The 23,424-nt window shown below is 54.5% G+C and carries 11 protein-coding genes; 7 read left to right on the forward strand and 4 right to left on the reverse strand.

All coding sequences use genetic code 11. The features are described from left to right. Both HALTITAN_RS00005 and HALTITAN_RS00010 read right to left on the reverse strand, forming a co-directional pair. The coding region (locus tag HALTITAN_RS00005) for a cadherin domain-containing protein (protein WP_161609170.1) at positions 1-1,401 on the reverse strand (1,401 nt) is incomplete at its 3' end. A 93-nt stretch (positions 1,402-1,494) separates the two neighbouring features. Beyond that, positions 1,495-2,730, reverse strand: coding sequence for a DUF4347 domain-containing protein (locus HALTITAN_RS00010; protein ID WP_039857257.1), 1,236 nt, complete (start codon positions 2,728-2,730; stop codon positions 1,495-1,497). Positions 2,731-3,629: 899 nt separating this feature from the next. Here HALTITAN_RS00010 and HALTITAN_RS00015 point away from each other — a divergent pair. Together HALTITAN_RS00015 and HALTITAN_RS00020 are read left to right on the forward strand one after the other, a co-directional pair. Further along, complete coding sequence (locus HALTITAN_RS00015; RefSeq protein ID WP_039857258.1) at positions 3,630-4,175, forward strand: phage tail protein; 546 nt, start codon at positions 3,630-3,632, stop codon at positions 4,173-4,175. A 63-nt stretch (positions 4,176-4,238) separates the two neighbouring features. Then, positions 4,239-4,559 carry a DUF6916 family protein gene (locus HALTITAN_RS00020; protein ID WP_039857260.1) on the forward strand — a complete coding sequence of 107 codons (321 nt, stop codon included), beginning with the start codon at positions 4,239-4,241 and terminating at the stop codon, positions 4,557-4,559. 23 nt (positions 4,560-4,582) lie between these two features. On the opposite strand, the gene HALTITAN_RS00025 is transcribed toward HALTITAN_RS00020, so the two are convergent. Then, positions 4,583-5,083 carry a GNAT family N-acetyltransferase gene (locus tag HALTITAN_RS00025; RefSeq protein WP_039857261.1) on the reverse strand — a complete coding sequence of 167 codons (501 nt, stop codon included), beginning with the start codon at positions 5,081-5,083 and terminating at the stop codon, positions 4,583-4,585. Between the two features lie 462 nt (positions 5,084-5,545). Between HALTITAN_RS00025 and HALTITAN_RS00030 the strand changes: the two genes are divergently transcribed. The 5 genes from HALTITAN_RS00030 to HALTITAN_RS00050 all read left to right on the forward strand — a co-directional run bounded on the left by HALTITAN_RS00030 (position 5,546) and on the right by HALTITAN_RS00050 (position 22,578). Beyond that, positions 5,546-5,914 (forward strand): hypothetical protein, encoded by a 369-nt coding sequence (locus HALTITAN_RS00030; protein ID WP_039857262.1) that lies wholly within the window; start codon positions 5,546-5,548, stop codon positions 5,912-5,914. 118 nt (positions 5,915-6,032) lie between these two features. Beyond that, the gene (locus tag HALTITAN_RS00035) at positions 6,033-6,803 is read left to right on the forward strand and encodes a hypothetical protein (protein ID WP_039857263.1); all 771 of its coding nucleotides are present in this window, start codon (positions 6,033-6,035) and stop codon (positions 6,801-6,803) included. Further along, entirely contained in the window at positions 6,796-10,392 is a 3,597-nt protein-coding gene (locus HALTITAN_RS00040; protein ID WP_009285858.1) for a hypothetical protein, read from the forward strand. The genes HALTITAN_RS00035 and HALTITAN_RS00040 overlap by 8 nt, the downstream gene beginning before the upstream one ends. Continuing rightward, positions 10,389-11,807: a hypothetical protein gene (locus HALTITAN_RS00045; protein ID WP_039857268.1), complete on the forward strand. Its 1,419-nt coding sequence runs from the start codon at positions 10,389-10,391 to the stop codon at positions 11,805-11,807. The genes HALTITAN_RS00040 and HALTITAN_RS00045 overlap by 4 nt, the downstream gene beginning before the upstream one ends. Positions 11,808-11,817: 10 nt before the next feature. After that, the gene (locus tag HALTITAN_RS00050) at positions 11,818-22,578 is read left to right on the forward strand and encodes a LysM peptidoglycan-binding domain-containing protein (protein WP_039857269.1); all 10,761 of its coding nucleotides are present in this window, start codon (positions 11,818-11,820) and stop codon (positions 22,576-22,578) included. A 78-nt stretch (positions 22,579-22,656) separates the two neighbouring features. Here the strand turns inward: HALTITAN_RS00050 and HALTITAN_RS00055 are convergent, their stop codons facing one another. Then, on the reverse strand, positions 22,657-23,340 hold the full coding sequence (locus HALTITAN_RS00055; protein ID WP_039857271.1) for a GntR family transcriptional regulator: 684 nt from the start codon (positions 23,338-23,340) through the stop codon (positions 22,657-22,659). Positions 23,341-23,424 lie beyond the last annotated feature (84 nt).

The raw sequence follows: 23,424 nt of genomic DNA on the forward strand, positions 1-23,424 counted from the left end.
TGCTTCGCTGAACGCTAGGGTGATGTTAACGGTGTCGCCCGCTTTATAAGTACCGTTGGCATTCGTCGAGGTGACATTGGTTACACTCGGGTTCATCACGTCAACGGTATGTGCAGTGCCGCTGGAGAAGCCCTCCGAGGCATTGCCTGCACCATCATTGATGTCGGTGCCGTCGTTCAGGTCAAGGCGCAAGTCGCCTTCGCCAGTAATGGTATCCACAGTGACGGTGTAGCTACTGCCGGAACCTGAAATGGAGGCGATATTACCCGAAGCGCTGCCGGTGGTGTTGAGTAGGAAGTCATCGATAGAAACATCGTCGACGTCTTCGCTAAAGGTAACGGTGTAATCCACTGAGGAAGCATTGGCCGCAGGTGAACCACTGGGCGCAATACTCGTAACGCTGGGCGCGACGGCATCGATGACAATGTCCTTGTTAGCACTTAGCGAGTTCGCGTCACCCGGTGTGGGTAGGGTGACCACCGCGTCGTTGCCTTCGGCATCCTGAAGGGTACCGCCATTGAGCAGGATCTCGCTGCCCGCCAGCGCCAGATCGCTGGTTTCATCGCCTGCTTGAACGGTATACGCAAACGTCAGCGTGTTAGTCCCGGAGCCCGCCGTATAGTCAATGACTCGGTCAGTTGCCCCGGTTTCCAGCGTTAGCTGCGGCGTCCCGGTTACGGTCACAACTTCACTAAAGGTCAGCGTAATATCAACGGTGTCACCCGCTTTATAAGTCCCGTCGGCCGTCGGCGAAGTGACGTTGGTGACGCTCGGCTTGACCAGATCAACGCTGTGAGCCGTACCGCTGGTGTAGCCTGCCGGGGCATTGGTGGCCCCATCGTCGATATCGGTGCCACTGTTAAGATCCAGGCGCAGGTCGCCTTCACCGCTAATACCGGTAACGCTGACCGTATAGCTGTCACCGCTGCCAGCAACCGCACTAATCGTGCCAGAGGCGGTGCCGGTGGAGGTAAGGGTGAAATCATCGGCAGAGACATTGCTGACGCTTTCGCTAAAGGTAACGGTGTAATCGACGGATGCAGCATTGGCATCGGGTGAACCGCTGGGGGCAATACTGGTAACGCTGGGAGCCACATCGTCGGTGACGTTGATGGTGACATCTTGCGTTGATGCGGTATTGCCATCGGTGGCTTGTACGCTGAGCGTATAGCTGCCGGTCGCACTGGCATCGAGCTGGCTGGTATCGCTCAGGGTGATTTCGCCCGTGGCGCCATCGATAGTGAAGGCATTGCCAGTGTTGCCGGACTTGATGGAGTAGCTCACCGAGTTATCGTCACCGGTAGTGGCGACAGTGCCCAGGGAAGTGCTGTTGGTATCGCTCTCGTTAACGCTAAAGGATTGGCCGGTGGTGATGGCCGGGGCGATATCGTTAACTGCTATGGTAACGGTTTCATCGGTAGAACTATTACCATCATTAGCACGTAGAGTGAGGGTGTAACTCTGGTTGTTTTCAAAGTCGAGGGCTGCTTCACCTCATGCATTTAACGTGACTTCGCCGTTGGAAGCATTGATATCAAAGTAGTCTTCCCCTGTACCACCGACAATCGAATAAGTGACCGAATCAATTCCGCCACCATCGCCATCGTTCGCTTCTACATCGCTATCCGCCAGCACCACTAAGCCACTGATGGAGGTTTCATCGATATTGCCTCCATTAACAGTGGTGAATACTGGCGGATTGTCTGCCACCGCGGTAGTAAAGCTAATCTCGTCGAAGTAAAACTGTACCGGATCAGCTGACGTCATAGTAAAAGAGGTTATGTTGGTAAAGCTATCAAGCCCGACCTTTATAGCATTATCGCCAGCAATAGCGCTGGGGATATCAGCGTTAATATCTTGACCGTTTGCAGTAAAAGTAACTACTGTGGGAGGGGGATAGGCGCTTCCTGTTGTAGTAGTCGTTACAAGCTCAATCTCCCCCATATTGATGGCTTGATCGAAAGTGAACGTATAAACGATATCATTGACAGTACCGTACTCCGTGGAACTTACTACTTGACCGTTTAGGTTGAACCCATCGACGTTATCAAACTCCATGTAGGCAACGCCAGACGCCGAGATCGTCATGGTAACGCCATCAACAGTTTCTCTTACTGCTCGGTCGCTGCCAGTTCCAACTTGGCTGGTGTCGCCTGAATCCCAATTAAATACAGATTCTGCCGCCAGCAGCCCCTGCCAAGTGCTCTGTTGCTCAATACCTATTAAGCTGCTGGTTTCCACTTGACCATACTGCTGCTCTAACACCCAGTTGCCGCCAAGGCTGTTCGCACCGGTTAAGTCATCGGAAGCGGCCACATCCGCCCCAGTTACCCGTGCTAGCGCCTCCACATACCGCAGTCCCTGCTCGCCCGCGCCAACATCACAGCCGTAAATAAGGATGTCGCCGTTTGGCCCCAATGCTTCGCCCCATTGTTCCAGGAAGCTGGCATAACCCGGCAGAGTCTCGCTATCAAGCGTGCTGTTACCAAGCGCTAGGCGCCCTTCACTGCCGTGGGAAACCAGGTGGATGGCGTCAAATTCGCCGCGCTGTGCTAACGCCTGGGCGATTTGTTCAACGCCGCTGGTGTTAGAGTTTAAGAGTATGACCTCGGTATCGTAGGCCACGCCGTTAAGCAGTGTTTGGTAATCGTCAACTCGGGGGTCGACGAAGATGACTTCGTTACGACCAGTCGATTGGCTTGGGGGCGTTTGGCGGGTGGGAGTATTCATAAAGAGCACACTCTTTAAGTTGTCTAGAGATTTGGTTGTATGTTTGTGTATATTTTATCTGTAAGCATTTGTTTATATGTATTTTTTATATGGCTTTTCTTATACGGCATCGACCCGGCAATAGGCAAGTGACAGGCTGGAGCTGTCGCCGTCAAAGATAGCAACCCGAAGCGCTGTAATGTCCATTTTAATGCTCCTAGTGCAGTTCTTTTCTCCAGGATCTTTCGAGAGCACGTCGCTGACAAGGGGTTGTGAGAAGCTGATACTGAAGTGATCCGTTGTGCTGTGGGTGACCGTTCTAGTAATTTCAGTGATACCCAACTGATACTGTGATTCTGCGGCATTTAAGCTGAAATGCTGAGTATGACAGCCGTCACAGAGTAAGCGACACTGTCTGTGATTAATATAAAGACGCTCACAGGGTGAAAGATGCATACATTGGATTTCCCTATTTCAACACTGCTGGATGATCTGGTCGCTCTATTAGGCCCATCTTTCCACGTTCAGAAACACGTGATCGCGCTCTTCGCTACATCAAAGGGCCCCGCTGCTTTGTGAAGTGTCCTGAATCTTTATTTGATTTTTATTGTTTAGATTTTCTTACCACTTACCACTTACCACTTATACAATTTTGGGTTTCTTGAACGAAAAACAGTCATTGAAGTTTATTGAGAAAATTGCCAAATAAGTATTAATATTATGGTCGTTGGCCTAAGTGTGTGCAAGATTTTACTGCTAGGTTCAATGAGGCTATGGTGCTAGAGCGCGCAGCAGGGTTGACCACTACTAACGCAAAGCGGTTAGTGGCCTATAGCGAGTGGACAATGTTAGCCAGCGTAAGCATTAAAGTGATGCCTTATTAAAGGCATTTTTATTACAACATTAACAAGGAGTGCTTTATGGATCCATTTGTTGGGGAAATCAAAATGCTAGGTTTTGCATGGGCACCGGTGGACTGGGCTCTGTGCAATGGTGCCCAGCTATCTATTGCACAGTATCAGGCTCTCTTCTCTTTGCTCGGCACCGTTTATGGCGGCAATGGCCAAACCGTTTTTAACCTGCCAGATCTGAGAGGGCGAATGCCCAGAGGGCAAGGTCAGGGAGCGGGCATGCCAAATGTCACTATCGGTGAGCAGGCTGGAGCGGAAAACCGCACACTGACTATCAATCAAATGCCTCAACATACCCATGCCGCAGGGGCAATGACCACACCTGATGCCGCCAATCAAGCCACGCCTGCCACAGGGGATTATCTAGCCAGCGGTAAAGTGGGCCTAAGTGACTCTGTACGTAATTACTTCCGTGGCACCCCCTCTGGCACGGTTGAGTTAGGCAATGGCCAAACGGGCATTAGCGGAGGGAGCCAACCGTTTAACGTTATGAACCCTTATCTCGCCCTGAACTTCAGTATTGCATTGCAGGGTATCTATCCATCCCGCCAATAGGTAGGGCAACAAGTGATGGTGGCCGAACGTTTGGAGGTTCGGCCTCTTATCGTAGGAGTCACGATGTTAGGCACCATTACGGCGGCGGATTTTCAGCCGCTACAGGGAAAAGAGTGTACCTTTGAGGCGACCTCTGCGCTTTCGGTGAAGTTAACGGTCGAGCAAGTCACCAGCCGCCCCGACTGCCAAGTGCCGGGGGCAGGCGAGGCGCGGGAGCCTTTTGGTGTTCTTCTATCGGGGCAACAAGACGAGGTTGATTTTACCAGCGCCACCGGGGTCTTGCGCTTAGGCGACGGGGCAACGCTGGAAGGCGTTTACATTAACCGTGTGTTACCCCCAATGGGTGGCGACCCACGGCCCTGGTATCAACTGGTTTTTAACTAATATTTTTACTAACTAATAGTTGACTAGGGCGTTTGCGGATACCAGACCCAGCGCTCTACCGCCCCCATTAGCCTTTCAAAGCGGAAGCCTAGCTGCTGGTAAAGCTGTTTGGCATACACATTAAATGGATCGACGGAGAGGGAAACGGGGCTCATAACTTGAGCCCCTGCTGACTGGACTGCCTTAAGAACGACAGCACCATAGCCTTTATTACGTGCCCCCTTGATCAGAGCGAGGTCGAGAATATGTACTTCATTAGCACCGAAATCCACGGTGACACGGCCGATCCGCTCACCCTGTTTCTCGATGATATAATACAAGGCATTGGGGTAGGCGGTTCCATAACCGATTGCTTGGGCCTTAACCTGCATCTCAAGCAGCGCCTCAATCATATCTTGATCAGCCAGCGCCAGTTGCAGGTCTTGCCGGATATCTCGATAAAGCGCTTCAAGAAAAAGATTATCCGAATCTCTGGAGGGTCGAAGTTGCAACCCATCGTTTAAGTGTCCGCCAATACCTGACATTCCGCTTCACCTTTTTCAGTTTTTGGACGATTGAACTGCCTACTGCAAGTTTGTGTCAAGTTTTTACTGCGCAGCCAAGGGATCTATTCAATAACCCCAACGCTTTAACCAGACGATTACCTAACACGCTAACCACTTATCAGCCTAAAAAGCCTAAGCCATAAAATCAATAACTTAACATTATATACAAAACCTACACAGAAAAATTAAGCCAATAGCTGTAATAACTATAGATTACCAGCATGCTTTATTCACCACACAAAAAACAAGTGCAATCAAAAAGATAACTTCAATTTACAAAAAGAACATTAAAAACTCATACTTTTTAATCAAATTGTCGTTGACACTTGCAACTCCATGAGCCAATACTTACTTAGGTATACTACAAATAAAGTAGTACGCCGCTCTGCATATTAATGCTCTTTAATTTAAGAATTTAAGCCTATCTAGGGAGAATACATTATGAGCGATACTCTTACAGCTGAATTAATGGCAAGCGCGCCGCTTAAATTCAGCTATCCCATCACCCCAGAAGTTTCAATCGACACCACTGTGAGCGGCGATTCCCGCCAGAATGCAACAGTATCGATTATTTATGGATCAATGACGCTATGGTCGGGCACCATGACTCAGTTTGCTCCAGAGATTACAACCCCTTTCGAAATTAAGGCAGGCTCTATCACCATCGAAGAAGGTGGCACCTTTACACTGACAATACCGACATCAATGCAGAACGGATCGGTGGCGGCCGACCTAACGATCACGACGGCCACGAGCAAGGTGCCTTTCAACGCCCTTGTCGCCACTTGGCCACTCTCCTCAGCGAATTAATCCTGACCACAACGCCTACGCTTTGGTTCAAATGCCAGAGCGTAGTCTTTGTGTAGCACCGTCGTCATTCTGGCGCACGGGCTGGGTTTATCATCGACCTATGATCGGATCTGCAGTCATGACGCAAGCCGAACAACTGCTCAATGGACGTCCTCGTGCACTCAGCACAGATGAGGTGATTGAATTTTTCAACGCCCTGCCCCCGCATCAAGCCACCGCGGGGCCTCTCACCATTGAGGCAAAAGTCTCCCCTGGCATGGGCCAGGTCGTTGTTAAGTTAGCACTGGCTGGCAGAGAAATAGGCAGGCATCTGCTCGGTTATACAGAGCAGGTGCTCATTCTGAATCTCGCCAACAATGGAGCCACTGCTACGGGAAAAATCAAGCTTGAGCTTAGAGCCGCGCCACATTTCTCCTCACTGGGAGCCGACGTCAGTGCCAAACAGTCAGGGCAAACTTTTTGCTTCAAGGGTGATATCGCCTCTTGGCAAGCTAACGGTTTGCCGGTAGTCGGCCACTATGTTACCCAGCTCGACGCCACTCTCACCGCCAGTACCACTGTGCGTGGAGTTTCCGCTAATACGGCCAATTTCGAATTCCGCTCTCTAGGGGACGCGGTTGCCGCCATGACAGCAACCCAATTAGCCCCAGTGCAAGTCTACCCAGATGAGATCAGCGTCGGCGACCTGCACATATGCAAGGGTGCGAAGATCACCCTGGCTGTGCCAACCGAGATAGGGCCCGGGATGCTGTTCCTACAATGTTTCTTTAAGACCGCCACCACCCCAGAAACACAGGTCTCAGCCTCGGTAGCTAACATCGCCTGGCCTCAGGTCGCTACCCCAAAAATGGTGTCCGACGAAGCGCGCGAAGGAGATCCGCATGACTGATGAACCACTGTTTACCCAGGACTTCAATAGCGCACTCTATACGCTGAAACCGACTAAAGCGACAGCTGGGTGGGTAGGCTTTATCTACCGCTGTGACAGCAACCCGCCTGCGACATTGAATTTTTCACAAGCCTTCAACGCGGGTTATTTTCTGTTTTCTCCCACCTCGCCAAAGCTAACAAACAACGCTGAAGCCGAGACCTTTATCTCTGCTGTTCAGGACTGGCTGAACGACAAGTTCGGCATCGGTAATCCGCAACGCTTTACCGGATCAGCGGTGTTGTGGATGCCCGACACGGCAATGCCGACATTTGGAGCGCCAGACGAGACCACAATCACATTTTTCCAGGGCCTCAGCACCACTTCCACAGCCAGCAATTACAATTTACATTTCGGCCAACTTACCCTATCGATCCCTCGCCAAGTCACGCTAACGATGCGAGACGAAGGGCTGCTATTCCGGCAATCCGGAGCACAGCAGATTGCTTTCAACACAGACGACGGCATCGGTGCACCGGAGGCCGAAAGCGACCTGGTCATTCCGTTTCAGGGGGATCTCGCTGGCTGCTTAACCGTTCAGGGGTTAATGACGCGCACGAGCAAGTTGAGCCCAATCAGCTATTTCGAGACGGGCTTTCACTATCTCTACACGGATGACAAGGACACGGAACAGCGGCAAATATACCCATTATTTGAGGTAACCAATGGACTGCCTACACTCAGCTTTACAGCTGCGCTAGACCCCCTGGATAAGCTAAATAATGGCGCACTCTCTGCCCCCGGCATTGGCCTTTACCGTAGCCTGTTTGGCTTTGCCGACGGTGCCGATATCGCCAGTCACTTTCGTGATAAGCACGGTAATCCGGTCGGGCTGGTGGCACAAGGTGGCTACGGAGAAGATGGCTTACCCGTGAGAAACTGCGGGGCGCTGGTATTTCAATCTCGGGATAGAGCTGATGGCCCACTTGCGCAGGTCTATTTCGCGCCAGCTGGCGACTACGCCTTCAGTACTGGCGGTACCGGTCTGGTGCTGCCTGGGCTGTTCGGCTCGGAACTGTTTCAAATTGCCCCTTACAAGGCTAACGCCTCCTACGAACGGGTACAATTCCAACCCAATTGCTCAGCTTACGCGCCGGTTTTCCCCTTCCCCAGTGCCAGTCTCGACGATCCAGGTGCGGCCGTTCCCAAGCAGCGGCTCACCACAGACTATACCACCAGCCATGGCGCTATTATCAATGGTCCGAGAGGTGCAGCAGCCTATCTAGCGCAGCCACAAGGCAGCCCGCTATATGCTCCGGGCGTAGGTGCTAAAACGAACGACCTTGCGGTACTTCCACCGCTGCCGACCCCGTCACCAATCGCTCAGCCAGCGAATAAAAAGTTACTGCTGCCCTTCGTACCTTATGCCGGACTATCCAGGGTCGACGACGGTTTTCCTCACGATTTGGTCGGTACTTTCGAAAGCCAAATTCTCAGCGCGGAGCGTAAAGCCCTACTAGGAGTGTCCAGTATCCGCGCCGTGGCCGAGCTTAGAGCGGCGAAGGAAAACAGCGCGATACCTAAAACCCACGATGTGACACATCAATCGACTACCCCCCAGGGGCTTTACGCCGAGATCGCCACAGCTTCAACGGGAGGGGCCGAGGCGCTCTACCAGAAGATATTTTTGGCCAAGTCGAACGCGAAGAAGCCGACAACCGGCGAAGTGGATTTTGGCTTTATCGAGCCCGATGCCGATTTACAGAATCTCTTCCAAACCAACCAACTGCTGGCCGTGATCGTCAATCCAAAGCACCTTGGTGAACCTTCTCCAGCCGATGCCACCGCTATCTTTGAGCGTGAGGTGGTCATCGCAGACTGGGGCATGACAGCAGCGGTTGGCGATAGCCTCAACACCACCGCCTACAGCAATATTCTGATTCTAAAATACTGCGATGGGGCATTGACCGAAAGGGTCAAAAATCCTAATCAGTGGGTCGGAGTGGATGACTTCTCGCTAACTGGCCAGGGGGATGCCGCTACTGCACTGGCTGGGCTTTCGTCCTATCTGCAAACCTATCTAAACGAAGGAATCAAAGAGGCAGAAGAAAGGGGCAACACGCTTTACGCTAACTTCGCCCGGATTGTGCAGGATCCAAACTGGCAAGGCTTTATCGTCCTCAAGGCAAAGGTAGACCCATCAGGCTTTCCCGACCAAATCAAGGGACTAACGGCAGGCATCGATTTTTCTCGCTTCGAAGCGCATCACTTCGGCGCTACTGCCAGCCGGGTGAGCGTCGACGGCACCCAGGTGACCATGCAGGTGCCAAGCAGCCTGTTCGGCCTGATCGATTATCAACTGCCCCAGTACCAAGCTTATGTTGCTGCGGGTGGCAATCCGGAGATGCCCCAGGCGCTGGCTACCCAAGGTGACTTTGGCTTCACCGTGCTGCAGTTACAGACGCTGTTCGAGAATGCCGCGCAGACTGACTTTCGTAGCCGTATTCAGATCACCATGAATCAGTTGTTTATGTCGCCGGTTACCAAAGGTTACGGCTCAATTGGTAAACTGCCTGCGACGGCGGTGGTGCTACGTGGCAGCTACCAGCGCCAAGGGGCAACTCCCGTCTATGTGTTCGAACAAAACAACACCAATGTGTTCGAGCTGAACAACAGCGCATTGCCAAGCCTGGCGCTACAGCGGGTGGTATTCAATACCTTATCGACGGATAAAAGCGGCACTATCCGCAGCCGCTTTATAATGAACGGTATTTTCGAGTTCGCCCAGCTTTCAGTGGCCGACAACGATACCACTCGTCACGTCGACCTCCTCTCCTTCGGCCTGCCTGAGGGTGCCAAGGTCAACGACCCACCGAGCGGCCTCGCCTTCTCGGGCCTGGAAATCGCTATGAGCTCGCCGCTTGATGCGCCCAATGCGGTGACCTTTACCTTTGAGACCGAACGGCTCGGGTTGGATGCGGGTGCTAGCAAGGCGCGCGACCATAGCCTGTTCAAGGATCTTGCCCTCAGCGTCTCAGGCTTTATCGCCGGTGCGGAAGACAAGCGACCAATCGACTTTGGCTACCTTCCCGTGGGCATCGAGCCGAAAGTTCAGGCAATCTCCGGCCCCTGGTACGGCATCAGCTATACGGTGAGCATGGGTACGCCGGGAGCTCTAGTCTCCGCTGCCGGTTTCTCCTCAAAGATGCTACTGGCCTGGGCGCCGAGCTCGGGCAAAGGTGCGGCGGCCCCTGCGGTCTTCGTCGGTCTGCAACTGCCGGGCGCAGCGCCCGGTGCCAAGCTTCTCTCCATTCAGGGAGTCATGAAGCTTTCCATCGATAGCTTACTGCTGCGTCAGGAGGCCATAACCGCTGACCAACGGGCTTTCGTATTGCGGCTCAACAATATCGCACTCTCCTTCCTCGGGTTGGCGAAGTTGCCCTCCAGCCCAATTAACTTCTTCCTATTCGGTGACCCAACAGGCAGCGGTGCCTTGGGGTGGTACGCCGCCTATATCGACAAGGATGCGGCTCAGAAAAAATTGTTGGCTCCAGCAAAGCAAATAGGTCACGCACCTGATCAGCCGCAGGACAAGGAGACATCGTCATGACCCGGGTAATGGTCTGGAATATCGACAAGTTTGATATTCACAAAATCAACCAGTTAAGCTTAAGTGCAAACCCGGCGTTCGGGCTGAGCGAGTGGGAAGTTTCCACGGGGATATTCGGCTACATTATCGACAACCTGTCGCTGACACTTCCCGATGGAAGCCGCATCTTTCCCGACATCTTCGTTGTCATTGAAGTGTCGACTGAGTTCAACGCAAACAACCTGACACCAGGCCTTCTCGACACTGGGCTCGGTGGCGAAGGTTGCCTCTATTTACTGGAGGGCCTGCGCGAAGCCAGTGGCAATCCGAACTGGATGTTGGTACCTCCCCTCCAGACTGGTGCCTTCGATTCCGTCGCTGTGTTCTACGACAGCAGTAATCTCGTCTTCACAGGCCCTAGGGTCTGGCCCGGAGCTCAGGGCCCTGCCGCAGATCCAAACCAAGTGCCGGCTCCAGCCACTGCAGCCTACCCAGGTATGTTTGCTGGTGTGCTACCCAACCGGCAAGTCCCCGCAGGATTGCCAAACGCAGGTACTCAGGAAGACATCTGTGCTGCGAACACTGTCTTTCACATGAAGGTTGGAGCTCCCTATGCAGGGCACGAAATGGATTTCGACAGTCAGCGAACACCCTATCAAGTGACCTTTGGCGAGATAGATGGCAGTGGCGCGGTAGTGCGCATGCTTAACTTCTTCATCGTGCATTCTCCAGCCAATACGAACGATGCCATTCAGTTCATGAGGACTATGGCTGGAACTGAGGAAATTTCTTCCGCTCCCGCTATAAACGAAGTCAAAGCGGTGCTGGGGGACTTCAACCTGAATCTGACCGATTATGATCAGACCAGGGATCCTGCTGTGCTGGTGCAAACCGGCGCCTATGAGCCGTTGACTGATCTAGGCTACGACATGGCGCTCACCTCGCCAACTCCGGTTCCGTTTGGCTCTCTTAATCCGGCAACATTTAACGGCTATACCGGTTATCTGGCGACACACCTCAAACCGGTGAGAAGAGCCACCTATCGCTATGCGGGAACAATCGCTGATTACTACCCCTGCTTCGGTATAACCGGGTCCTCCCAGTCCTCGGTCAAGAACTACAGTCTCGACAATATCCTGGCTCGCTATGGCACCGCTGCTAATGGTCCAATGGCCGAAATCAGCATCATGAACGGTACAGTTCCCCAGCCCTATGATGTGGTTCCGGCACCACCGTACAATCCGCCCAAAGGTTTCTACACCTGGCCGATGCAGATGGCAGCGCCAGAATATCAGGCACCACCGCCGCAAATCACGAATACCAATCGAAATGGAAACGATGCTCCACTGCCAGCATTGGATGTGTTTCGCCAGTGGAACAACTACGGCCGCATCTTCACCACCTCCGACCACATGGCGCTGATCGCGACGATTTAGGAGCTCCCCCATGGCTGACCCAACTCCGATCCAAAAGCTGCGCGACGCCTTCGCCAATGCGCCAGACGGCCCAGTGATTCTCAACGACACCTTCTGGATCAACGCCGGGTTGGTGCCACCGGAGAACTTTACGGCTGACATAAAAGCTGCCTTCCGACTTAGCGACGATACCAACGGGTTGGAGATCACCTACAGCCGCGCCTCGGTCAGCGAAGTAACCAGCGGGAGCTTCTCTATCCCGGAGGTCTCCCTGACCTTCCTTAACGCGCCGACCAGTCAGACTTATATCATAGGCAAGGATAACGACAGCGATACACCGATTCTCGGTATCGATGTCGCGCCACAAGAATGGCAGTTGAAGGATTTCTTCACCGCTATGAGTGGCTACCCCTACAGCGTATTGGAGCAGATCGAACAACGGTTTTTCTATACCACGGCGGAACAGCCCTTAGACTTCAATGGGGCATCTATACCCATGGCCACGGGCCAGAACCTGTATGGCAACTTTGTGGTACCCAGCACGGTCAAGCTTATCCTCGACCTGATCCAGGGCCTGCCGAACCCGTCCGATCTAGTGCTATCGGGACCAATCAGGCTTAGTTCGGCTGATCTTAAAAACACCTTCGTTCCAGAAATGGATGTCTCAGCTGGCATTCCTTCGGCAGGCGACCTCAAGCTGTTTTTCATTGATGTGTCACTGCCCCGCATCGGCTTTGTCGTCAAAACAGTGGAAGGCGAGCTGCCGGCAGAAGAAGGGGAAGCTGCCGAAAAGACCTACAACCAGAATCCGCAATATTTTGTCGAAGCCGTCGTCACGCTGCAGTCCGTCGACGAGGGGACAGAGATTCCGGTGCTGCTGCGTAGCCTGATTCCCAAAGCCGCCGAATCACCGTCAGGAACCAGCGCCCGTTACAGTTACGCCTTCTCGATTGCGGCTGCCGACAGTGACAAGCCGATTACACCGAGCGCAGTTATCGCGCTGATGGCTGGCCAGAGCTATTTCCGCTCGGTGCCGCCGGTACTGCAGGAGTATCTTGCCAGCGTACAGATGCAGGGCTTTCAGATTGCCGGACCAGCCAGCCCGACAATGAGAGTGACAAGCCTCGCCGCCCAGCTTGGCTCGGTGCAGGGCAAACCGATTCCGCTGTTTATTGATCCCACATCCGGCGAGCAGTTCGAGATCCAAGCATTCTCGTTCAACTGGCGTATGCAGATGGCGAATGACAAACCCAGTAAGACCTTCGCCAATTTCTCCGCCAGCTTTACGTTATTTCCCGACATTTTCCGCCAGAAGGATGGCTCGCCGGGTGGTGAATTCCGCATTCAGATCGACCAGGATCTTAATTTTAACGGCAACTTCGATGGCAAGGCGTCCATGAATGACGTCCTGATGGGTGTCACCGGTGGCGCCATCGGTATGCCTCAAGGCGTAGAAGTAGAATTTTCCGACATTATTATCGCCGTACAGACCAGTGAAAAAGCCTACCAGTTGGGCTTTACCGTCGATGCCTCGCTGGACGTGCCTTTTATCCAAACACCGGATGGGCAGAAGCTGATCGAAATCAGCAACATGGCCTTTAAACTCGGCGCCAGCACACCAAGCCGCACGGAGAATCAAAAGGGAGCAACTGTCTACACCGGCGCTATCGACGGCCAAGTCCGGGTTGGGCCGCTCTCTGCTGCTATGCGCGTCGACTACGACGGTACTGCACAACCGCCGGTCTGGAGTCTCGACACTGCTCTTTTGGAGCCGGTCTCAATCAGCGATTTGCTGAGGCAATTTTTTGATGCCTACCAACTGCCAGATTTTATCCCCGGTGATCTGACCGTCGAGGCATTTGCAATGAATGCAGAAATCCCAGTGGTCTCTTCCAAGCCCAAAGACAACAAGGCTAGCACTGCGCTTATTCGTCCCGCCAGGCATGTGGCGGGCCGCCACCTGGGCGCTGGCTGGACAAGCCACGTGCGCCCGGTCGGGGCACTGACCAATGCCCAGTATCGTGCAGCGCTTCCCATACTTGCCGAAAAGCAGCAGCAATCGTCTTACAAAATCTCTGGCAAACTTAGCTGGAACTTCCAACTGACCCCAGACTTCCCGGTGGCAACGCTGGCAGACATCGGCTTGCAATATGACGGCAACCGCCAGGCGGGAGCACAGTTTTCCGGCCAGATTATTGGCACCATCACTCTCGACACCATTGGAGCCACAGTCGAGATCGGCTACCGTTTCGGCCCAGCCAAAAATGATGTCCAGAGCCTTGTGATGCCAATGACGCAGACGATGCGTGCCGCCGTCGCGGCCGAACAGTACAGTCAAGTACTGTGGATGGCTTGGAAGGGCTTTCGCGCCGAGTATTCCTTCACGGAAGAGACCATCACCTTTTCGATGAACGGCTGGACTGTTGGCGGTCTGGTGGCAGCGCTGATGGAGATGTTGGGCGACCCCTATTTCACCCTGTCGAGCCCCTGGGATATGCTCAATACGATCTCACTCGATGGGCTATCGATCAGCTTTGATCTGAAGAGTGGCGTCAAGAACCGGATTAGCGCTCATTATAAGCTACCATCATCGATCAACCTGGGCTTCCTTACTGTCCATGGTCTCGTCTTCCGCCAGGTCGACGGCAAGACCACACTGGTGATCGATGGTAAGACGCAGATCCCCGGTCTTGAGAATGAACCGCTGTTTAACAAAGAGAGCGAAGGACAGGACGTCAAGAACATGCCGGATGTTCCCGGGCGCGGCAACAGCTACTTCCATCTTTATATGATGGCACTCGGCCAGCGGGTGGCTATCTATGATCCAGGGGCTTTCGATTCCACCAAAGCCGTGATTGAAGCACTGGCGGATATTCCACCCTCCGACGGCCCTGGAATGCCTTTCGATCCAAGCCAGCAAAAGAGCGGACAGCCCTACTACAATCCCTCTTCCAACTGGTTGGCGGCGCTCCACTTCGGTGTGCTCAAGATTCCGGCCACTAGCATCTATTCGGTTGATATGCAGATCGTCTTTAACGATCCCAATCTTTACGGCCTGCGCATTGCTCTCAACGGGGAAAAGGTCAAGGTCTTAGATGGTCTTGAGATCGACGTTCTCTACAAACGTATCACCGACGATATCGGGCTTTATCAAATTGAGTTCACGCTGCCAGGGGTTCTGCGTAACCTCGATTTTGGCGCCTTTAAGGTCACCCTGCCAGTTATCGGCATCCAGATCTACACCAATGGTGATTTCCTAATCGACTTCGGTTTCCCGAAGAATATGGACTTCAGCCGATCTTTCAGAGTTGAAGCAATCATCTATGGTGTTCCGGTGTTGGGTTCTGCTGGCTTTTATTTCGGCAAGCTGTCCAACGCTACCGCACCGAACCTACCGGTAACGACGAGAGGTACCTTCCACCCGGTCATCGTCTTCGGCTTCGGTGCAGAAATTGGTCTCGGGCGCTCGGTTGAGTACGGCATTCTGAAGGCCGGTTTCTCAATCACTATCTTCGGCATCATTGAGGGCACGCTTGCGGCCTGGCACCCCTATCAACTAACCCAACCCTATCAACTAACCCGCTCCAGCAGCTCAAACGAGGTGCAGGGTGACTATTATTTCAAGCTGACAGGCACCTTCGGATTAATCGGCCGACTCTATGGATCGATCAACTTTGCAATTATCAAGGCTGATTTGGATATCACGGTGAAGGTGTATATCCAGATCACCTACGAAAGCTTCCGTAAGATCCCCTTGATGTTGGCCGCCGAGGTTAACGTCTCGGTCAAAGTTAAAATCGACCTCGGGCTCTTCTCTATCTCTATCAGCCTGTCATTTGCGGCTACGATTCGCGAAGAGCTGACAATTGGCAGTGATAGCCAGGCGCCATGGGACGATCCATCACGCCAACTGCCCGAGGCAGTGTTTATTGGCGTGACTGCAGATGGCGCTTATCAGCGCCAGCGTCGTTTGCCTGTGCCCCGCACGCTATTCGACTACGGCATTTATCACCGAGCTTTCCGCCTCGATGCCACGCAAGGGTTGGCGCGTCTGAAGCGCAAGCAAAGCCTCACCGCGCGCCCGGACACTCTGGAGATCACCCTAGCGACCCAGATGACGGTTCTCGGTGCGGAAAATGCTGGCTACACTCAGCAAGAAGGTGCCCTTGTTGTACTGTTCTCAATGGATGCACCAGAGCAACCCACTGAGGGTACATCCCCAGCGGGAGATGGCGCCGACACCTCCTTTGGTAAGCTCTGTGCCCAACTATTGCCATGGATCCTGCATAGCGTAACGCATGAGACCGGACTGCCACTGCCGAGCACGGCCACCGGCACCCTGTCACGTGCGGCGGTTGAGGGTATCCTGCAAACCCTGTCGGATCCTGACATTGAACCCTTCACCCCTGCACAGATTGAGGCTTTTCTGGCAGAAAACTTCACCGTGAAGATCAACTTGCCCGACGCCAATCTGAGCGAGGAGCGACGAGCGGCACTCAATGCTGGCGCTACGCTGTTCCCGGCGTTGCCATTTTTGCGCCTCAGCGTGCCGGATCCTACCCAGGACACTGGCGAAGTAACGATCGACCTAAGTGCCTATGTTAGCGCTGACACCGACTATCAGATGTTAGTACGTCAGATTTTTGCCGAAACAGCCGCCAATGTTGATAGCGAGACCGATGGCGATGGCACACAAACACTCGACCAGAGCGCTAGCCCTTCAGTGCCGATGGCAGCCACGATACTCACCGACTACATTGTCTTGCTGGCCAGGCAGCTGGTTCAGCGGGCACTCGACGTCTTCGATGATTACCCCTATCCGCTGACTGACAAGACTTCGATCAATACGATTGTGGACTGGGCGAATGGCCTGCTGGCTGATCAACTCAATGCCGCAGACTTGATCGCGTCCAATATGACCTATCCACTGACGGCGGGGCTGACACTTAAGCTGGCGAGTATCCACTATATGGTGCAGTCGGGTGACACGCTGCAAGCCATTGCTGACCGTTATGGCATTGAGCCGGCGAGCCTGATCACTGAGAACCGGAGCCAAAATAACCTGATCGCCTCCAGAATCACTGTCGAGCTCAACGATAAGGTCTATAGCACTCAGCCCGGCGACGACTTCAATGCTATCGCCGCAGGTGTGGGCCTAACGCTCAAGGCGCTTGCTCAGGAGACGCAGCTTTACACCCAAGCAGGACTGCTCGCCGCAGCCGTACAGACTTGTGTTCCCGATGTTGCCTATACGACCAGGGATGAAGATACCATCGCGACGATCCTGGCACGCTACCATGTGCCGAAGGAAAGCTTCTTGACCGCCAGTACCATGGCCAAAGCGAATCTGTTCCGAACCGACACGGATCTAGCCTTCGCCGTACCGCGGCTCTCTGTGCTCCCCGAGGACAGCCTTTGGCCGTCCATCGTCGCCACCGGCTCACTCGGCCAAACCGCCGGCATGGCTGCGCGCTATATGTTGCACGGTATGCGGCTTCCGGTGGCACCAGGACTCACGTTACCAAAAGATTTTCTCTACGGCGCACCCTATTGGGATACTCAAACCGCTTACAGCCTCTATCAGTTGACCGGCCAGCAGGTACCACTGGCGAACCGCAGTGACGACTATACGATCACCCTTAGCCGCCCCGATACGCCAGATTACGATTGGATCAGTATTGGCAGCAGCACGTCAGCAAGTTTCGATAACATTTCCCAAGCCGGTTTGCTAACCCAGGTAGTCGATACCGCCCGCACCAATGGCTACAAGCCACGCGTCGAGGCGCTGATGATAACACCGGAGACAGAACTGGAACCGCGCAGCTATGGTATGGCGACCTATGTACCATGGAAGACCGCCGATAGCGCGGGGCTTGCAGCGGTTTGTGCGCCTCCGGCGGGACAAAGCAAAGTCGCCGACCAAGCCAGTGCGCCCCAGGCAAGCCCGATCCTTTTCGAACTGTCACCAGCGCTACAACAGATCATTGAGGCAAACCAGGCCGCGCTCGCAGCCCAGGGCTTGTCCTTCAGCGAGATGCAGCCTTATCTGCCGCCGCTGATTCCGGAAGTCGGCACCACAGACCCGGCCACGCAGAAGACCGCCTTCCAACCGATTGATGACTACAGTTTCGCGACACGGATCGACTTCCGCATCAAGGCATTAGCACAAACAGCTGATCAGGCACCGCAGCGGCCTGACGCCAATGACATCGTACCGCCGGGGCCGGGGAATAGCGGCTCGCCAGCACAGGACTTCGCGCCTTATGCCTATGAGATTATTGGCCCCAACCCAGGGGAGTCGGTACTGTTGGAGCGATTGCTGACCTCCATGGCAAGCATCGGCGAAGACCTTGTCAGTGGCTTGTTCCTGACCTATGCCGACATCAACAACGGCGTACCGGGGCTAACCAGCCAGGCGCCGTCTGACTTCCTGTCCTACATCGTACAGTCGAACCTTTCGACCGAGACCAATCCACCGGCAGGAGCATTCCGGGCCAATGCCCTGTTGGCCGAAGAACCACCGACGGGGATCGCTATGGCCCCAGCGGAGTTCATCAAGCTGCTGTGGGAACTAAGTACCGTCAATTCAGGTGGTAGTTTCCTGTTCTATCAAAACCTCGTCACCGGCTCTGGCCTGCCAACGGGCTTATTCGATAACGACGGTACAGCGACGCTGACACTGGTGATCACCTTACGCCGTGATGCTGCGTTGCAATCGGCGACAAGGGTCTTCAACGCAGTGAACGCCCTGGTGACCTCGGCGCCGATCGATCCAAAATCCTCGGTGGTGCAGCTAACCGGTACTTCGGCACCAGCCCCCAGCGGCGATGTCTCCGGCCAGACTCCCGCCGAAATTACTGCAGCCTATGGGCTCGACTTGGCGGGTCTGGCCAAGGCCAACCCCGGCGCGACGCTTACCGCTGGCGCCCATATCCCCGTCTCCGGTCTTATTGCCCAATTGACACCACAACAGGCGGCCACTGCCGACCCGCTACAGACGCTTGCCGACTATTACTCTGCTGGCTGCGTTCCAGGCCAAGGCGTGTCCAAGGCCGACATTATGGCTTGGAATCCAGGCGTTTCGGTGGCTCCCCTGTCGATTTTCCGCCTTCCACCTTTCACTTACCAGATTGGTGGTGCCCCAGGCTCGACGCTCACCGACATAGCACGCTATTTCAACACTTCATTGGTCTCATTGATTTACGGCGCGCGCAATACGGCGGGGCTCTTTGGAGATGTGGTTAACATCGACCCTCTAGCCTTAGCGGCCAAACCCAACCTTGGTCTCGGTAATGCTGGCTTCAGTCTACAACGCGAGCGCGGTGCGATACCGCAGCTCCCGGAAAACCCGACAACAGCAGACCTGAAAACCTATACCCAAGACACGTTACTGCAACTTTATCAGTTGCTCAGTGCACAGATCGTCGCTACGCCCTATTTCGATGCCAGTCAGATGGGCGCCTCCTTCGGTCCGAAGGATCCACCGGCCGAACCGAGTTCTACGCCACGCTCGCGGATTCTAAAGCGACAAGTGTTGGCAGAGGATACGCCTTATCACTACAGCCAGACCCTCGGCTTCACCGGTAAGGCATTGACCAATGCCGTACCGGGCGATACCAGCCTGCTTGATCCTTCTGGCAATCCTTACCTTGGTATCGGAACGCCGCTAACGCTGGCGCTAGACTGGCTAGACCTGTTCGGCAATCGGATCCCCAACCCCTTTAACACGGTTGAGCAGGAAACAACCCCGCCTTATGGCACCCTGGGGACAATGCTAACCTGTTCCGATGCGCTGATTCCTATCGATGCCTGGCCCTCGACTACCCGGGCCTATATGTACTCCGGCGATGCTGGAGCGCCCCAGCTTAGCGTCGAACTGGTGTTCGACCCGACACCCTACGAGCCTGATACCCAACTCAGCCGCGCCAGTGACCTGCATATAGTCCGTGCTGGTGACACACTACCGATATGGCAACGCACCGCGCGTAGTGATCTATCCCAACTGACGCGGGTCTACTTCCAACTCATTCAGGACTATACATCGCTCGGGATGATGGGGCTGGACGGCCCAGTGGTCACCATGGCCTTCGAAAACTCGCTGATGGCCGAGAAGACCCAACCGCTGACGACAGCCGAACGTGAACAGATCCTAACCTATCTGAGCACGGCGATTACCTATCTCAGCGCACGGGCGGATGGCCACACGGCAACGCCACCCAACAAAACGACGATTACCCGCAGCATAGACCTCAATGAGCTCGACACCACGGCAGACATCCATCAGCTTGAGCTCGGCCTCAGCTTTACCCGTCAGGCCGAATGGGTGGCACCTAACCTGCGCGCCGTGCGTGGAGGATTGCGAGCGATCTCCAACATTCCCGCCAATGGGCTCATCGAACTGCCGCAGCCAAACCTCCAGGCAAAGGACGAGACGCAAACCTATCCAGTGGCACTGACCGAGTTCGCGCTGCGTTTTGAAAAGACCTTCCAGACTGAGAACTGGCAGATGCGAGTCGGTATCGGTTCACCTGACCCAAGTGCGTCCAGCACTAGCCGCGGCTCGACCGTCTGGGCGGTGCGCATGGCTAAGCCTGATGCAGCAACGCCGGCAGGTATCGGCTACAAGATTGGTAACACGGCAAGCTATTTTGCACCGTTACCTATCGCGTCGAACTTGGTCACCATCGAGGTCGACTTGCGCCCTTACGAAACAGGCACGCCCTATTCGGCTTCCGATTCTGGTACGCTCACTACTTTCACCAGCGTAGATCCAAATGTTTGGCTGGAAGAGGCGTTAACAGCGGTCGATGATGTACTGGCAGCGTCCTTTTCAACCCCGCTCTATCAACTGGACCGACTGCTCGGGTTGACCGACGCCCCCGAAACTACGCAGGATGGCTTGCCCATCGAGCCCGAAAAAACAGGATATCTGTGGCGCCTGCTTGAGCATAAGAAAACCCTCGCGCATGCCATTTCATCAACCGCCACCTCGGTACTTGTTGGCGGTGACGACAGCTTGCAACCGGCTGCAATTGAGAAACTAAAACAGGCTCTTTTGAACCGGCTCAGCAGCGCAAACTCGCTGACGGCAGTGGCGGTTCTACCAGTAACGGGTACTTCATACGCCCCTCCTCTGGGACGCGCCGATGTGCCACCGCGCTTGTTCGGCCAACCCAGTGCAACACTGACAGGAGCCAGCACAGAGCTACCTAACGACAACTTCTCCCTAACCACCGGCAAGATCCCGCTGACCCAGGGTGAAGACACCAGCACTCTGGCCTTTCTTGCCACCTCCCGGTCGGCCGACTCAGAGAGCTATGTAGAGTTGAAACTCGATTACACGCTCACCCACATTGAGTATGACATCCGTGGTGTACAAGGGATCGAGAACTATGAACAGTCGAGCTGGATCTCTCTGCTTACCGGGCCGATCACCACACCCATTAAACCTGCCAAGGGGGATAGCTTCTCCATTCCGGTAGCGTTACGTGCCTTGCCACAACCCGCTACGGTTGAAGCGCAGACCGGCATTCCAAGTATGGCTACACCGCAGAGCCCAGCCGAACTTAAATCCTGGCGCTACGACTTCACGTATCTGCTACAGCAGGCGGCCCAGGATTCAGTCATGGCCGATGTCATCTTTAACCAAGATGCCAGCATCTCCGGCGATGACCTGGTCAGTGCAAGCAAGGATAAGGCACTTTTCGATGCCCTGGCCCAGTTTGTAGCGATTTATCCAGCGGTAGCGCGCGATCTGGAGTCCTACCTGCGACCAATCAGCGGTGAGACGTCTTCCTCGGATCCATCGGTCACTTTAGCCAAGGACGCCATTGCAGCCTTCGAAGCCGTGACGTCGAATGTCGCCACGGCCTACGATGAGTGGGCCAGGGGCAAACTGACCGCCCAGTTCGCCAAGGCCGCACCGCGCGTTGAATACACCTTCGAGATACTGCTGACACCTTCCGACGAAGGCCACGCCCAGGTCGAGATCATTCCGCAGCGTTTTGAGATCAGCCAGGAGAGCAAAGACAATTTCCTCTCCCTGGCCCAAGTACTTATCAACTCGCAGAGCTACGAGCCACACGAAATCCGCAGCACGCCCGAAACAGGCGCCGTGGTGTGGCAGTACAAGCGACGCGAAGGGGCAAGCCAGGACCTGCCCGAATGGCTTGCTTACGAGACCGCCCGCACCAACTCCGAACGTCAGGTCGGCTTCAGCGACCTCGATCTGTTCGCATTGCAAAGCGGGTGGGCTTCCATTCAGGTTATGCGTAACCGGCATCTGTCACCAGACCTTGGTGTAAAAACCACGCCAGCGTTTGAATTCACCACGGCACCAGCGAAATTCGCCAACCCTCTGGTACCGCTGATCAGTATTCCGAACTACACCCTGGACGGGGATACTCCGCGCACAGTGACCCAATGGCTTGAGCCTTTTTTCAATCAACTGCTCGCGCCGCTACCCCAAGTACCTATTCAGGAGCCGTTACTGGTACGGATTGAGACCACCTACCGCTACAATCTGGTTGGCGAACAACATATCCCAGACACGGTCTTGCCGCTGTCGCTTTTGGCGCCAACCTCGACCGAAGGAAAGACCGACCCGAGTTTCATCGCTACGGTCGGAGACTATGCTCAAAGCTGGTTCAACGACACAAAGCCACTAGTCAACGCAAGCGCTGGTTTCAGCTTCGATATTACCGTTTTCTCAGCGGCCAGCAGCGCTAGCCTGCCATTGTTGAGAATTTCTAACCTATCGCTGGCAGCAAGCCTCGTGAAACCCGACAAATGATTAACGGCACACAGATAAAAGTTGGCTAGCCCTTCCGCAAGCAGGAGAGCTACTGCCGAGGCTGGTTAGCAACCCAAATCAGCCCGTTCTCTCTAACGGTGACTCCATCCTGCGTACACTGGAAACGAAATCGCTAAAGCGCTCGCCTTGAATCAATACATGGTCGCTCAGTGCTTGCTGAGCCGCCACAGAGTCACCCCGCTCAATAGCCTCGACGATGGTTTGGTGCTCGCTGAGGGAATTATTGACCCGCTGGCGCACTTGGAGCTGCAAGCGCCGGTAAGGCTTTAAACGTTGTTTAAGTTGGCGCGCTTCGCTGGCCAAAAAAGTGTTGTGGCTAGCGGTGTAGATACAGTCGTGAAAGCCTTCGTTTTCGTAGTAATACTCGTCGCTGTCGCCGGCTAGGGCCGCTGCTTCGCAGCGCTGATGCGCTTCGCGTAACGCGGCCAGCTCTGGTTCGGTAATCCGGCGTGCCGCCAGGCGGCCGCACATGCCTTCAAGCTCCGCCATCACCTCGAACATCTCGATCAGTTGATCAATCCCCACTTTCGCAACGAAGGTGCCCTTCTTCGGGGAAACGGTGACCAAGCCGCTGGCGACCAACTGTTGAAAGGCTTCGCGCACAGGCGTTCGCGAAACCTGAAACTCGCGCCCCAAGGCCTCTGGATCCAGGCGCTCTCCCGGTAAACGGCGGCCATTGATGATGTCATCCTCAAGAGAATCTCTTAATCGTTGAGCATTGGATCGCTTGGTGCCGGTCATCTTTTACCTCCTTGGATCGCGGCTCTTCTTAGCCGTTTTAATGCTGTCATACAGTTGACATTAGCATACATAGCGCCTATTGAT

The sequence above is a fragment of the Vreelandella titanicae BH1 genome (assembly GCF_000336575.1).
Taxonomy (GTDB): Bacteria; Pseudomonadota; Gammaproteobacteria; order Pseudomonadales; family Halomonadaceae; genus Vreelandella; species Vreelandella titanicae.